Origin of the sequence: Paenibacillus sp. FSL H8-0168 (assembly GCF_038592955.1) — a bacterium.
Classification (GTDB): domain Bacteria; phylum Bacillota; class Bacilli; order Paenibacillales; family Paenibacillaceae; genus Paenibacillus; species Paenibacillus polymyxa_B.
The window spans coordinates 5,235,029-5,249,641 of sequence record NZ_CP151948.1 but is presented as its reverse complement, the minus strand read 5'-3'; the positions used below and the strand labels follow the sequence as shown (position 1 = coordinate 5,249,641).

Here is a 14,613-nt window from a genome sequence, read left to right as displayed (position 1 = left end):
GACCGGCCAACTCGACAGCATCGAATTCACTTCATACATCACAAAGGTTGGTCACGTGTGATAACTGTGTGTTGCTGTTTTTTGAGTTGACGGCGCATCTTGTACTTGGCCATGATCATATACAAGGACGGCACGACAAACAAGGTTAACAAGGTCGAGAATAACAAACCAAAAATGACGGTAAACGCCAGTGGCTTAAAGAGCAGGCTTCCCAATAGTGCTAATGGAATCATACCTACAATAGCTGCCAAAGATGTCAATAAAATCGGTCTGAAGCGAGCAGCGGCCGCCTGTATTACGGCTTCCTTTAATTCCATTCCTTCATGTCGTGCATCCTCGATAAATTCAATTAACACAATCCCATTCCGCACAACAATGCCCGCGAGTGCAATAATTCCCATGATGCTCATAAAACCAATAGGCATACCGGTCAAGAAAATACCAATAATCCCGCCGGCTGCTGCCAGGTACACGGTCGTCATAATAATAATAGGAATGGAGAGGGAATAAAATTGCATAGTAATCAAGAGTAAAATGAGCAAGACTACAACGATCGCCAGCTGTCCTAAGTCCTTGAATATGGTCGATTGGTCAGAGGTTTCCCCACCAACCTCCCATTTGTAGCCTTCTGGGAACTTCATTTGTGCCAGCTTACTTTCAACATCAACCATCGCTTCGCTTGCAGTTCGTCCGTTCAAATCGGCTTCCACCGTAATCGTCCGCTCCATATTGTAATGCTTGATTTGCTGAATAGCAAATGACGGCTTAATCTGGACAAGCTGGTTTAATGGAATTTGCTTACCAGCTGCATTAACTACACTTAATTGTTGGAAAAGCTTACTTGGCTCCTCGTCGCTGTGATTCAAATACATTTTAATATCTACCAGACTGTTTCCAGTATCAAATTGGCTGACTTGGGCTCCTTCTTTTAATAGAAGCAGGGTGCGAGTCAAATCTGTGTAACTTACCAGGTATTGATCCATCGCTTGTTTGTTGACCTCAAGCTCCAATGCATATCGTTCAATTCCTATATCATCCACGATGCCTGTTGTGCCTTCTACTGTCGCGATCTGCTCCTTTGCCTTCTGGGCAAGGGTTTGCAGTTCATTCAGATCCTGACCTGAGATACGAATAGAAACGGGCTTACCCACTGGAATCCCAAGACGAGGAACATACATCGTAACTGTAACTCCAGGGTAGGATTTCTTAACATGTTGCTCCCAAGCATCAACTGTCGTATTGAGATCGAATACGTTTTCTTTGCCGACGACAGCAATCTGCCCCACCGTTTCGTTATAACTAATATTTCCACCCATACTATTAATGTCACTAAACAGTTGTGGGGCAGTTCCTCCAGCGCTGTAGACGACCTTGGAAGTTTCAGGTTGCTTTTTCACCCAGCCTGCAAGGTCTTTAACGACCTGGTCGGTTTCCGCAATTGAAGTGCCTACAGGCATTTTTACATTTAGTGCGACATGAGGATCTTCCGACTCAGGAAAAAGTTCAACTGAGGTAAAGGGAACTAATCCATAGGCGGCTGTTCCAAGCATGAGTCCGACCATGGCTGTCAACAAGGGACGCTGAATGACCTTAGGCATCAGTTTTTGTGCATAGAGCTTGTTTAAAGAATGAATCTGCTGGCCGAGCAAGCCTGCTGGTTTAGACTTACCCTGAGGGTGACGAGCCTGTCTGCGCTTCTCATACCATTCTCGAAAAATAGGGATGATGGTGAGCGACATGATCATAGAGGCAAGCATGGTCAGGGAGACAATAGCAGGAATAGGTTTAATAAAGGCACCTACATTTCCAGGAAGAAACAACAATGGCGCGAAAGCTGAGATGGTAGCCAGAGTTGCAACCAAAATAGAAAGCATGACCTCTTTGGTACCTTTTACAGCTGCGACTGAGGGTGATTCTCCTAATTCCGTAAGTCTACGCTCAATATTATCATTTACAACTACGGCATCATCCACGAGTATGCCGAGTACGATGATCAGACCGACAACGGAAATCTGATTTAGAGTGATGCCGAACATAGGCAAAAAGATAATGGCAATCGAAACCGAAATAGGAATGGCCAGTGCAACAAATGCAGAGGTGAGCAAATTCAGCCCCAACATACAAACGAGAATAACGGCCGCAATCGCAAGAATCGTTTCACGCTTTAAGTCGTCAAAGATATGGCTTACCTGATCCTTTTGTGCAAAAAGAGTTTGAAAGTGAACACCTGCGGGAAGTGTTTTCTCCAGTTCTTTGAGCTTGGTATTGACCTTTTCGCTCATAGAAGGGATGTCTGTGCCTGTTTCTGCTCCAATACTTAGCGTAATGGCCGGTTTACCCTCTACATAGGCAAAGTATTCTGTATTAGGATGTGCCAGCTCCGTTGTGCCGACATCTCTCAAATATACAGGATTACCTTCTTTGGTGCGTGTCAAAAGGACCTGATTCAATTCATCAGCTTTTTCGGTTTCGCGAACAATAAGTTGATAGGTACGTCCGTTGTATTCAATATTACCAGTAGGAACCCGATCAATTTGAGACTGGATCGCTTGAGCTACTTGTCCCCATGACAGCTGGTATTGCTGAAGCTTCTGGTTGTCAATATGAACACGTACTTCTTGATCAGGGAGACCATTGAATTTGACGCTAGATACGCCAGAAATGGTGTTGAGCTGATCTTTCCAAGTTGTTGTTAAATCATTTAGTTTATACAGTGGTGCGGAAGAGTCAGCTGTTAGGGCATAGGAGCCGATAAAAGAGCTGGTTAGCTTGTCATTTACAACAGGCACTTCAGCGCCTTGAGGAAGATCAGCTTGTGCATCCTGCACTTTTTTACGCATATTATCCCAAACCGTTTGAGGATCAACTCCGTTTTTGGATTCGATTAAAATAGAGGAGAATCCGTTACCAGAAGTCGAACTAATCGTTTTAACACCTTCAACTTCCTTAATGCGTTTCTCCAGCTCTTTAGTTACGGTTTGTTCTACTTTTTGTGGTGAAGCACCGGGGTAGACTGTTGTTACCATAGCATTCTGTATGGTGACATCCGGCATTTCCTGCTGTGGTAACTGGAAAAAGCCGAAGATTCCGACCAAAATCAGCATGACAAAAAACAGCAATGTAATTTTTCGTTTTTTTACGATGTACTCAATCATGGGCGTCCGCCTTCCTCCGACTGAATCGCATTTCCATCAAACAGGTTTTCTGCCCCTTTAACGATAATACGTTCGCCTTCACGAAGTCCCGATACGATTTGCAACTGATTATCTACAACTTGATTACCAAGCTCGACAGGGGTTTTAACAGCTTTTCCTTGAATGTCTTTGAAAATAAAAGGCTTGCTTCCCGTGTTAATGACTGCTTCGGCAGGAACGAGAATCCCATTCTTGTCGGTCACCTGTTGAGCAGCTTTAATGACCTGACCGGGTAACCAGTCTCGCTGTGGATTGTTTATAACAATCTCTACGTTAACCCTTCCCGTGTCGGTGCTGGTTGAAGGATAGACGTTAGACACCGTACCTTGACGAGTCTCTTCATAGAGCGCCACTTCTACTTGTTGACCCTTTTTCCAATCCTTAATTTCACTGTCTGGTACAGGAAGCAGCACTTTGAGGCGGTCGATGGACCCTATGCGATAGACGGCTTGCCCTGACGCGACCAAATCACCTGTATTCACGATTTTGTCTAAGATTACACCGTTCACAGGAGAGATTAGACGTGTGCGTGAAAGTGCCAGTTCTGCCTGCCCCTTGGCAACAAGGGCTTTTTCGTAGTTGGCATGGGCTTGTTTTTGGGAAGCTGCAGCCTGTTCACTGGCCGCAAGGGCTTTGCTTTTACCTGCAAGCGCATCTTGAAAGGAAGCTTGGGCGGATTGATGATCTTCGGCTGTGGCTCCTTCCAGCAAAAGGGACAGGGATTCCTTGGCTTGTTCCAGGTCTTTCAGGGCTGCGGTAGCATTCAGGCGAGCATTTTCATTATCTGATGCGGTAGCAGCGCCTGCCTCAAACAGCTTCTGTGTACGCTCGCTATCCGTCTTGGCCTTGTTATAAGCGCTTTGTGCCTTATCTACAGTAGCTTGCGCTTGTTGTTTCTCTTGAGCACGTGCGCCTTTATTGACCTTGTTAACATTCGCGCGAGCTCCTGTAATGCCGGCATCGGCGGATTGAATCGCGGAGGTAGCAGCCTGTAAATTAGCCTGTGCGTTATCAATACCAGCCTGTGCTTCCAAGATGGAGGCTGTCGCCTGTGCCACCTGAAGCTTGTAGTCAGCGTCATCCAGACTAGCAATAACGGCGCCCTTCTGTACAGCAGTACCGACAGTGAGATATGCACTGGCTACAGTGCCTCCATTTTGGAAAGCCAGTGTGTTCTCCTCATAAGCCTGAAGAGTGCCTGACAAGTTATAGGCCGTATGAAGTGGCGTGGATTTGACGATTGCGGTGCGCACAACGGTTGGCTGTGCAGATGAACCTAGAGCGGCATCTTTTTTTTCTGTAGAACATCCGGTCATTGCGATGCTCAGGGATAAAGTGAATATGATGATGGCCCGTTGTTTATTCATGATTATCAATCCTTCCGATAGGGTCATAATTGGAGTTGTGAACTAATCAGTATTATTTGAACTAATAAGTTCAAATGTATTATAGTGCGCCGATATTGCATTCGTCAATTCATCGTTTTAGATTTTATGAATTAGTTGACGGGATTTTCGTAACTTTTGCCTATATAATAAGTCTATTAACATAAGAGGATTTTTTTGTTTATTGATAGAGTACACGTGCGGAATAAAACCGTTTGAATACACTGAAGATGGGAGCTATTATCCAAATGTTTTTAAGTAATAAGAAACAGAGTGAAGTGAAAGTAAATGGCAGAGGAATTGCTAAAAGATGGGCCGTGTTAACACTGGCAGGGGTATTATGGGTCGGTCCGGTTGCTGGAACTGGGGCTCTAATGCCCTTGAATAGTTGGATGTCTGCTCCAATCGCAAGTGCAGCCTCTGGTTCAACTGTAAAATTGGGCGAAGAGATCATTACTTCGGGTGCAACATTATTGAAATATCGTTTTAAAGGGTCCAAAGGAACAGCGCTGGCTGATATCATTCGAGTGGACTTACAAAATCCGTACGTCAAGCTGGATGTCATGACGGGGAAGAATGGACAGTTTACGACCCGTCAGAGTACAGGTGGCATGGCAAAAGAGACCGGGGCGGTTGCTGGTGTAAACGGAGATTATTTTAATACCTCCAGCGAGGGAGCGCCGATCGGTGGACAAGTATCCAAGGGTGTGTTGATGTCTACTCCGTCTGATTTAACGGGTATGTATGCCTTTGCTGTAACCAAGGATGGTTCTCCCATGGTGGAGCAGTTTACTTTTGAAGGTACAGTAAAAGCTGGAGATGGGTCGTCCTTCTCTTTGGCGGGGATGAACAAGGCTTCGTATTCGCCTGAGACGAGTGGGGGCGGCTATAGCCACTCTAATGCTATGTATATTTATACATCTGCTTGGAAAGCGATTGAGCGGCCCAAAAACAGTTCGACAACGCCCACCGAGATATTGGTACAAAATGGTGTGGTTACACAAGTCTCCGACAATGCTACGTTGAATATGACCGTTCCGCAGGATGGCTATATTTTACGTACTCATGGTAAAGCTGCTGATTATGCCAAAGCGCATCTGACCGTGGGACAGACGGTAGAAACAAGCTATCACCTTCGTGTTAAATCGACAGGGAGCGAAGTAGATCCTTCTAACCTTCAAATGATGATTGGTGGACATACCATATTAGTAAATGACGGTCAGAAAACCTCTTTTTCTCGAAGCACAACAAGCATAGGCGGGACGCGTGCGCGTACAGCTCTGGGATATTCTCGTGACAAGCGTTACGCTTATGTCATTGCTGTTGAGAAGAATGGGAACAGCGTTGGTGTATCCTTGAGTGAGCTGCAAACACTGATGAAAGATATTGGCGTCTGGAAGGGTATGAATCTTGATGGGGGCGGCTCTACCACCATGGTGACTCGTGATTTGGGAGATACGACAGCGGGGCTTACGTTCAATACAGAATATGGCACAGAGCAACGTAGTATTGTAAATGGAGTGGGGGTTTATACCAATGCTCCTAAAGGAACGCTCAAAGGCTTCACCATCAAGGGCAATAAAACGTTGCTGATTGGTCAGACCGGAAGCTATTCCTTCAAAGGTTATGACAATTACTACAATCCATTCGATACCTCGAAAGTACAAGTGACGTGGAAATCCAGCAATCCGGCTGTTGTTTCAGTGAGCGGCGGCGCTGTAAAGGGAGCCAAACCGGGAACTGCTACTTTAACGGCATCCAGTGGCTCAGCCAGCGCTACAACCAAGGTCACGGTGCTTGGAGCAGATGAAATTTCATCACTTACCGCTGGCACTGGAAGTGGCTCGCTTACCGCTGGAGCTAAAATCGCTGTACCGGTAACGGCAAAGACAAAAGATGGACAGAGTGTCAGCATTACCTCAGATGCGCTCAAATGGGAGTTCATCGGCTTTAAGGGAAGTGTCAAGGACAATCAGCTTACGGTAAATACAGTGGATGCAGGCGTGAAAACGGGCTATGCCATCGGTCGCTATGATGGTTTCAGCGCTGTCGTCTTCCTGTCTGCTGGCGGAGCAAGTACAAACAACTGGGAGAACTTCGAAAATGTTTCGTATCCGGTTGATTTTACTTCGAATGTGGAAGGTGTTACCGGCACAGCGGCTGTTGTACAAGGAGATGGCGACCATGCCAATTCCAAAGTGCTAGAGCTGAACTACGATATGACGAACGGCAGTGGTAAAATGTATGCTTACGCTCAATTGAACGGCACATCCGGGAAAACACTTGAACAGGCGGCTACTTCCATCTCGATTGATGTCAGAGGGGATAAGAGTCTGAACTGGTTGCGTGCGGAGTTAGAGGATGCTCAAGGCAAAACAGCATATATTGATCTCGCTAAAGTGATCGACTGGAACGGCTGGAAAACCATTAACGCAGATATGAGCGGTTTGAATATTTCGTATCCGGCGAAGCTGAAGCGTCTTTATGTGGTCAATGTAGCGGAGGGTCAGGACGAGCGTGCTAAAACAGGTAATATTGCTTTTGATAATATTTCTTTTAATACACCGGGAACGGTCGGTACAGAAGGACTCAAAAAAGGAACAGCTCAAATGACGATTGGACAAAAATCAATGACGGTGAACGGAACGCAGACCACGATTGATGCCGCTCCGATGACTCGCGATGGTTCAACGTATGTTCCGATCAAGTATGTACTGGACGCATTTGGCGGACAAGCCAAATGGAATGCGGGCGATCAGCGGATCACCATTATGCGCGGCGGTGTGCTGATGGATTTGACCGTAGGGAAAAAAGAAGTTGTTCTGAACGGGAAGCGTCAAAGCACTGATGTTGCACCCATTGTGCTAGGGGGTAGGACTTTAGTCCCATTAAGACTCGTATCTGAGCAGTTAGGAATGACTGTAAAATGGGAACAAGAAACGAAGACCATCACCCTCCAGTCATGATATGGTATGATATATACTTGAAATGCTAGGATTGGAGTAGAACATTTGTGGACTTTCAAGCCGATATCATAGACCGAGTCATTAAAAATGCCATCCAGGTGATGGAGAACAGCAAATATCAGATGTTCGAAATATTGGACACGGCCCGGACCGAGCTGGTCACGTTAAATCAGGAGCTCCAGAGCGTCTTGAAGGAAACAGCAGAAACGATCGAAAAGGTGGACCAGCTGGAAATGAACTATCGGCGGTCCCGCATTCGGTTGACTGAGGTCAGCCGCGACTTCGTTCGCTATTCGGAAGAGGATATCAAGCAGGCTTATGAGAAGGCAACACAGCTTCAACTCGATGTGATGATTTTCCGCGAGAAGGAAATGTATCTCAAAGCCAGAAGAGATGATCTTCAAAAGCGGGCCAAAAGTGTCGAGGCTTCTGTCGAGCGCGCCGAAACCATCGGTTCGCAGATGGGGGTCGTGCTGGAATATTTGTCGGGTGAATTGGGGCAAGTGACGCGGATCATCGAATCGGCCAAAAACCGGCAGTTTATTGGTCTGAAAATTATTTTGGCTCAGGAAGAGGAGCGCAAACGTATATCCCGTGAAATTCACGATGGACCTGCGCAGCTCCTTGCGCATCTAGTGCTTAGGACGGAAATTGTGGAAAGAATGATCGCCAAGCAGGAATTTAAGATGGTTCAGGACGAAATAGTAGACTTGAAGAAACAGGTTCGCTCCAGTCTTGAGGAAATGCGAAAGGTCATTTTCAATTTGCGTCCTATGGCCCTGGATGACCTGGGACTTATTCCGACGCTCCGGAAATATGTGCAGGATTTTGAAGAAAAAACGAAAATTAGATCGCTTTTTGAAACAAGGGGCAAGGAACACCGTCTCTCTTCCGCGATGGAAGCAGCCATTTACCGTCTGATCCAGGAAGCTTTGACCAACGCTGCCAAGCATGCTTATCCTACCTATGTGCTTGTTGAGATTACCTATCAGGCGCAGCTTGTAAAAATCGTGGTGCAGGATAATGGTTTGGGCTTTAAGCCAGAGCTTTTTCAGCAAAAAAGCAAAGATCATGGGCATTTTGGTCTGATTGGTATGCGGGAAAGGGTTGAACTGCTCGAGGGGAGAATGGAGATCGAATCAGCTGAGAATCAAGGCACCAAGATAGTGATTCATATCCCAACCAACGTGGAAAAGGGAAAGGAGTAACAACATGGAAAATCAGGAAATTAGCAATGCACCCATTAAAGTTCTCTTAGCGGACGATCATCAGTTGTTCCGTGAAGGACTTAAACGTATTTTGAATATGGAGGACGACATTGAGGTCATCGGAGAATGTGGCGATGGTATTCAAGTGTTGGAATTCTGTAACGTAGAGAAACCAGATATTGTTCTGATGGACATTAATATGCCAATTGAAAATGGTGTAGAGGCAACCGAAAAACTGCGTGAGATGTTCCCGGATGTCAAAGTTATCATTTTATCCATTCATGATGATGAAAGCTATGTATTCGAGACGTTGCGCAAGGGAGCCAATGGTTATCTGTTAAAAGATATGGAGGCCGAGTCCCTCATTAATGCAATTCGTTCGGTTCATGAAGGATATGCGTTTATCCATCCGAAGGTAACGGGTAAGCTCATTCAGCAGCTTCGCCGGATGACCTACCTGAATGAAACAGGGGCTATGGCTGAAGGTCATACGAAGGAAGCCGGCGTGAAGTTTGTCGCAGGTGAAAATAATCCATTGACCCGTCGTGAAGCTGAAGTGCTGCGTCTGATGGCTGAAGGTAAGAGCAACAAGATGATCGGTGAATATTTATTCATTAGTGAGAAAACGGTCAAAAACCATGTCAGCAGCATTCTGCAAAAAATGGAAGTTGATGACCGTACACAAGCAGTTATTAACTCAATTAAATATGGATGGGTTACGCTGTAAAGTGTAGTCTTTCCATGCATTAGTCGATGCAGCTGCTAATAGATATGAATGCTGTACCGCCTTTCTTTGGGAGCGATATGTCCGCTCATACGGAAACCCAGTACATAACCGTGACACCTCTTCCTGTTATACGGCATATATTGTCGCTATAGGAGGAGGTGGAACCCTCGTGACGGCTCACTTGGTTTGGATATTGCTTATATACGGTGTGGGAGCCGCAGTCGTTCATCTTATGTATATACGACAGGCGGTTCAGGCTTATCACAATGGTGAAGATTCACGCGCAATATCTCCGGGTCATCGCGCGACTCGCTATATTGTGATTACGTCCAATGACGGAGATCGTGTGGAATGGGTGATGCGTTCGCTGAACATACTTGCCTGGCTACACCGGAGGCCGCTACATGTGACGGTACTGGATGATGAATCTATGGACGATACGCTACCGATTCTGACACGGCTACTACGCTATAGTCATATGGATGTTTCAGTCATTTCAAGTCGTTTTTCACCGGGGAACCCGGTCTTACCGAAGTCAGGCGGTGAAAAGCAGGTTGTTATTGATCTTAGAACGGTCAAGTCGTTGGCGGACGCCCCATTTGTTCCTTAGCGATAGGGGATTGTGGACATCGTGGTTAAAATTGGATATAAATGTTTTGAAACAGTTGCATAGGCAAGACGACAGGGATTTCGTTGAGATCTACTTGATGTGAAGCACACTTCAGGCTATTAGCCATAGGAGTGTGCTTTTTTGCTGTTCTCTGGGGTAACAAGAACCGCAAAAATCATGAATGGGAGGAGCAGGGGAAGGTGAAGATTTCAGTATATGCAGTGAGGTATAAAGGGAATTGGACTCTCCGATTATCTGTGGATATTCGAGTAGATATGACATGGTGGATGAATCAAGATGAGGGGCAGGAGAATGTTGTCGAAAGATGGGTGTTATTAGGAGATGAGCTTCCCTTGTCCTGGGGGACAAAGTTGTGCGAAACATTTAAGGGATTGGCAGATATGGAGCGATGGGGAAAAGGAAAGTGGTGGGCTTATATTCTCGCACAGCTAAAAAGTGAACTGGCTCTTGAGCCTTTTGATGGAGAACGAATTTTATCTGGAGGAGTAGAAAATATATGCATTTGGGATCATGTACAAGGGTGGACTTCCTGCACAAAAGGTGGGGATGAGGGACGGGAAACAAACGGAATTTTACGTTCTATTCAAAAAAGAAGTCTCATCACGGGAATTGATGGATTGGATAGGGAGTGTTTAACACGACAAGCGAATGAACTGGCTAATTTGTTGTCAGGACGCCAGTTACTCGTTCCGGAAGTCGAAGCGCTGCTGGCAGAGGCAGCGCCAGGTTTGGAGCATACTTGGCGATCCGCTGCACAACTTGCATATCTGCAAGGCCGACTCTGCTTTGCTGCTGGCCTCGCTACAGCACCACGTACGCGCTGGTCTGCCGCGCGTACGCATGAACTTCGCTGCAATCGTTGTGGCAGCGGGGTAGTGCACCGCACGAGCTGCGCATCGTGCGGACGTAAGGCGTGCGCTTACTGCGAGACATGTCTCGCACTGGGGCGAAGCTGTGAATGCTCGCTGCTGTTGCGCGGTGCAGCGAAACTCGTCCTGCCGCGCACAGCAGTCAGGGCCCCGGCGACGGAACTCGACCGCTGGGGGCTGAGCCCTGCACAACGTGCCGCCGCCGAAGCGGCGCTGCGCTTTTTGGCCGCACCGCACGGCGAAGTGCGGGGACGTTTTCGCCCGGAAGGCCGTGGGCTCCGGGCGTTGTTCCGGCACGATAGGGTTGCGCGCCGGGGATCAGATGCTGCCGCTTCGCATGGCAGCAACCTTGCCCGCAGCAGGCAACCTTCGCCGAAACCTGGAGAAGGTGCGAGGCATAACGCTGATCGGCAGGTACCTGATACCACGGTAGAACGTTTTCTGCTCTGGGCTGTAACAGGCGCAGGCAAGACGGAAATGATGTTTCCGCTATTGCAATATGTGTTGGACCACGGAGGAACGGCACTTGTGGCAACACCACGCCGTGATGTGGTACTGGAGTTAGCGCCTCGTTTGGCCATTGCTTTTCCCGATGTGAGCATGGTGACGCTCTACGGGGGAAGCGCAGAACGGTGGCAAAGGGGACAGTTGACCCTGGCTACGACACATCAGCTATTGCGTTATCGTCAAGCCTTTGATTTGGTTGTGATTGATGAGATAGACGCGTTCCCTTATCACAATGATCCTATGCTTGCCTTTGCTGCACGAGCAGTATGTAAGCCGAAGGGAAAGTTTATCTATTTGTCTGCTACACCACCGCAATCCTTGCAGAAAGAGGCTGCACGCGGTCTACTGCCACACGCCAAGGTTCCCGTTCGTTTTCATCGTCATCCCTTACCTGTCCCATTTCGCCTGGGGGCTGCTTCAGTGCAACATTGGCTGCAAAAAGGTCGGCTTCCCCTATCCTTTATTCAACGCCTACGCGTATCTATACAACGTGGGGCACAGGTTTTCCTATTTGTGACACGAATCTCACATATTCAGGGACTTGTGAAGCTGCTGATTAAACAATTACCTGATGTACCTATTGCAGGCACCTCCTCACAGGATGAAGAAAGAACCGCTAAAGTGCGCTTATTTCGAGCTACTGAAATACGTGTTCTGGTTACAACGACTATTTTGGAGCGAGGGGTAACTGTTCCACGGAGTGATGTGTACATATTAGACGCGGACAGCAGTCTTTTTGATGAAGCCTCTCTTGTCCAAATGGCGGGTCGTGCAGGAAGGTCCAAGGATGACCCATGTGGAGGTGTTATTTTTACATCCCCCCAATGGACTCGAGGTCAAAAGAGAGCAATTAGACAGATTAAACGTATGAATGCACTGGCTCGGAAAAGAGGATACCTGAAGGAGGCGAAGCACTAAATGCATTAAATAAAAAAAAGTTTTTTTGGAAATGTGAAACCTGAAACAATGTCAGTACGTAAACTACCAAGAAAGGTGCATTCTGGTATGAGGATGATTCCAACAACCCGTCTATTTTTGAATTGGCTATTCCAACGTCAGTCCCAAACATGTATCGCTTGCGGCACTCTCACAGGGCGTTTTTCTGAATTCCCCGGAATTTGTACTTCTTGTTCGCTTCAAATTCCTTGGGTTTACAATATTCGTTGTGTTTATTGTGGACGTCCGACGTCTTGCCCGGATTGCGTAAGGCTTGACCGATTAGTACGTTACTATGTGTGCAATCGAAGTGCAACCAGCTATACACCGATGATGAGAGAATGGATTGGACAGTTCAAATATCGTGGAAATGAAAAGTATGGTTCCCTGCTGGGTGAGATCATGAATCGAGCCTATCAGGCGATGAGGTATGAGTTTGCAAGTCTTAAACATTCTCGTTTCAAGCGATCTTTGTGGAGTGTGGATGTAGTGACCTGTGTCCCGGTAAGTGAGAAGAGGCTGACAGAGCGAGGCTTCAATCAGGCTCAGATCTTGGCAGAAGAGATTGCTAGGCGGAATAAGCTCCCCTTCCTATCTTTACTTGCTCGTCCACAAGATACAGGCAAACAAAGCTTTAAATCCAAAAAGGAACGCATGAACACCATGAATAATGCGTTTTCTGTCCATCCCAATATGACAAATTTGCTGAAGTCTTTTATTTTAAAAGCTGAATCTCAATGTGTTACGGAGAATAAGCTTTCCGTTACCGTTTTGCTTGTAGATGATATTTATACAACGGGGAGCACATTGCAGGCGTGTGCACGTGCTTTGAGAGAAAAGGCATTAGAGCAAGGAATGCATTTGACTATTTTTTGCCTGACCTTAGCAAGATCATAAGTCTAAATATCTAGTATTTTCCATGAAATTTTGCTTGAAACTATGAAAAAGAGGTTATAACTCTCTAGAAAAAAGGATTAAATGATAGAGCAAAAGTCTTTTAAGCCGTACAATCAGCAGGATTTGACAACGAGCTAGAGAGAGGTATATAATAAAAATATAGAGACAAACAAAAAGTAAGGAAGTGAGGGATGAAAACAGAATATTTCAATTTAGAGGTTGATTTTTTTGGAAAAGAGGAGTACAATTTCTATCTGTTGATAGCTAACATGATTGGTAATAAGTGATTAGCTAATGACTAAAGAGCGGACATTGGGAGTGTCTCGCTCAGTAGTAAAGCAGTTAATTAAAATTTAAAGCTAAAAAGAGGAGAGAAAAAAACATGAAAAACGTAATGAAAAAAGTAGCGGTATCTAGCATGTTGGCAATTAGTTTGGGTGCAGTATCTTTGTTGAGTCCACTTGCAACAGGTCAAGTAATGGCGAAATCCCACTCCGATGACGAAAAGCAACAATTGGAAGACCAAATCATGAGAGAACAACAAGAAGCAGCACAAAAAGCATTTGAAGCAAAAGTTTTTGGGACTGAAACTACTGAAAAAGCAGTAACTACAACACCAGCTCAACCAGCCACTGAGAACAATAATCAAGCAACAACCACAAAACCAGCAACAACTGTAAATACAATTACTGTAAATGTTCAAGATGGCGACACACTGGCTTCTATTGCTGAAAAATACGGTGTAACTGTTGAAGAACTGGTTAAAATCAACAACCTGATTAAAGCAGGCCAAGAACTGCAAGTACCGCAAACAAACTCAAATAAATAATTATCATTATAAATGTATAACGACATGTGTTTTTTAAACCAAGCGTTTGACTATAGTATACGGGAAGGCCTCTATTAAAACAATGCTTTTTTGAATAATTATTTGTGAAATAGCTTGTTTTTTTGGGCTGCAAATTTCCACTGATGTATCTAGCTTGATTTCAGATAGGTTATAAGTTGAGATGATGTTAGGTCCATGAGATTTATGAATACCCACACTCCATGTGCGGAGCATTCGTATGGGCGCCGTTCCCCCGGATTTACAGGGCTATCTTGATATCATTCGGGGCACAGGTGAACATGAATTCTTCTGAGGATTGTTTCGCCCGGTTTTTCCCTCATCTTGATAATTAATTTCTGCATTTACTCATATTCATATAGCTATTTTAATTTTATAATGAAGCGCTATTCCCGATAATAACTGGAATGGCGCTTATTTTATTTTCTATCTAAAGTACGGTGTAA

Annotated in this window: 9 protein-coding genes; 7 read left to right on the top strand and 2 right to left on the bottom strand. The window is 45.7% G+C overall.

Annotated elements, in window-relative coordinates; translation table 11 throughout:
* Positions 1-38: 38 nt before the first annotated feature.
* A complete protein-coding gene (locus MHI21_RS23190; RefSeq protein ID WP_342418979.1) occupies positions 39-3,155 on the bottom strand; it encodes an efflux RND transporter permease subunit in 3,117 nt (1,038 codons plus the stop codon).
* A complete protein-coding gene (locus MHI21_RS23185; RefSeq protein WP_254326128.1) occupies positions 3,152-4,561 on the bottom strand; it encodes an efflux RND transporter periplasmic adaptor subunit in 1,410 nt (469 codons plus the stop codon). Before MHI21_RS23185 ends, MHI21_RS23190 begins: the two co-directional genes overlap by 4 nt.
* A gap of 266 nt (positions 4,562-4,827) precedes the next feature.
* Here MHI21_RS23185 and MHI21_RS23180 point away from each other — a divergent pair, with 266 nt between their 5' ends.
* The 7 genes from MHI21_RS23180 to MHI21_RS23150 all read left to right on the top strand — a co-directional run bounded on the left by MHI21_RS23180 (position 4,828) and on the right by MHI21_RS23150 (position 14,149).
* The gene (locus MHI21_RS23180) at positions 4,828-7,545 is read left to right on the top strand and encodes a stalk domain-containing protein (protein ID WP_342418978.1); all 2,718 of its coding nucleotides are present in this window, start codon (positions 4,828-4,830) and stop codon (positions 7,543-7,545) included.
* A gap of 47 nt (positions 7,546-7,592) precedes the next feature.
* Positions 7,593-8,753: a sensor histidine kinase gene (locus MHI21_RS23175; protein WP_013312293.1), complete on the top strand. Its 1,161-nt coding sequence runs from the start codon at positions 7,593-7,595 to the stop codon at positions 8,751-8,753.
* A gap of 4 nt (positions 8,754-8,757) precedes the next feature.
* Positions 8,758-9,480, top strand: a complete 723-nt coding sequence (locus MHI21_RS23170; RefSeq protein WP_007432713.1) for a response regulator transcription factor — start codon at positions 8,758-8,760, stop codon at positions 9,478-9,480.
* Between the two features lie 169 nt (positions 9,481-9,649).
* On the top strand, positions 9,650-10,090 hold the full coding sequence (locus tag MHI21_RS23165) for a hypothetical protein (RefSeq protein ID WP_061831630.1): 441 nt from the start codon (positions 9,650-9,652) through the stop codon (positions 10,088-10,090).
* A gap of 200 nt (positions 10,091-10,290) precedes the next feature.
* A complete protein-coding gene (locus MHI21_RS23160; RefSeq protein ID WP_342418977.1) occupies positions 10,291-12,405 on the top strand; it encodes a helicase-related protein in 2,115 nt (704 codons plus the stop codon).
* 48 nt (positions 12,406-12,453) lie between these two features.
* Positions 12,454-13,320, top strand: a complete 867-nt coding sequence (locus MHI21_RS23155; RefSeq protein ID WP_342418976.1) for a ComF family protein — start codon at positions 12,454-12,456, stop codon at positions 13,318-13,320.
* A 382-nt stretch (positions 13,321-13,702) separates the two neighbouring features.
* The gene (locus MHI21_RS23150; RefSeq protein WP_342418975.1) at positions 13,703-14,149 is read left to right on the top strand and encodes a LysM peptidoglycan-binding domain-containing protein; all 447 of its coding nucleotides are present in this window, start codon (positions 13,703-13,705) and stop codon (positions 14,147-14,149) included.
* The last annotated feature ends 464 nt before the right edge of the window (positions 14,150-14,613 follow it).

Excerpts from the sequence above, each read along its gene's own strand:
- MHI21_RS23190 (WP_342418979.1), bottom strand. The coding sequence starts at position 3,155 with ATGATTGAGTACATCGTAAAAAAACGAAAAATTACATTGCTGTTTTTT.
- MHI21_RS23185 (WP_254326128.1), bottom strand. The coding sequence starts at position 4,561 with ATGAATAAACAACGGGCCATCATCATATTCACTTTATCCCTGAGCATC.
- MHI21_RS23180 (WP_342418978.1), top strand. The coding sequence starts at position 4,828 with ATGTTTTTAAGTAATAAGAAACAGAGTGAAGTGAAAGTAAATGGCAGA.
- MHI21_RS23170 (WP_007432713.1), top strand. The coding sequence starts at position 8,758 with ATGGAAAATCAGGAAATTAGCAATGCACCCATTAAAGTTCTCTTAGCG.
- MHI21_RS23155 (WP_342418976.1), top strand. The coding sequence starts at position 12,454 with ATGTCAGTACGTAAACTACCAAGAAAGGTGCATTCTGGTATGAGGATG.
- MHI21_RS23150 (WP_342418975.1), top strand. The coding sequence starts at position 13,703 with ATGAAAAACGTAATGAAAAAAGTAGCGGTATCTAGCATGTTGGCAATT.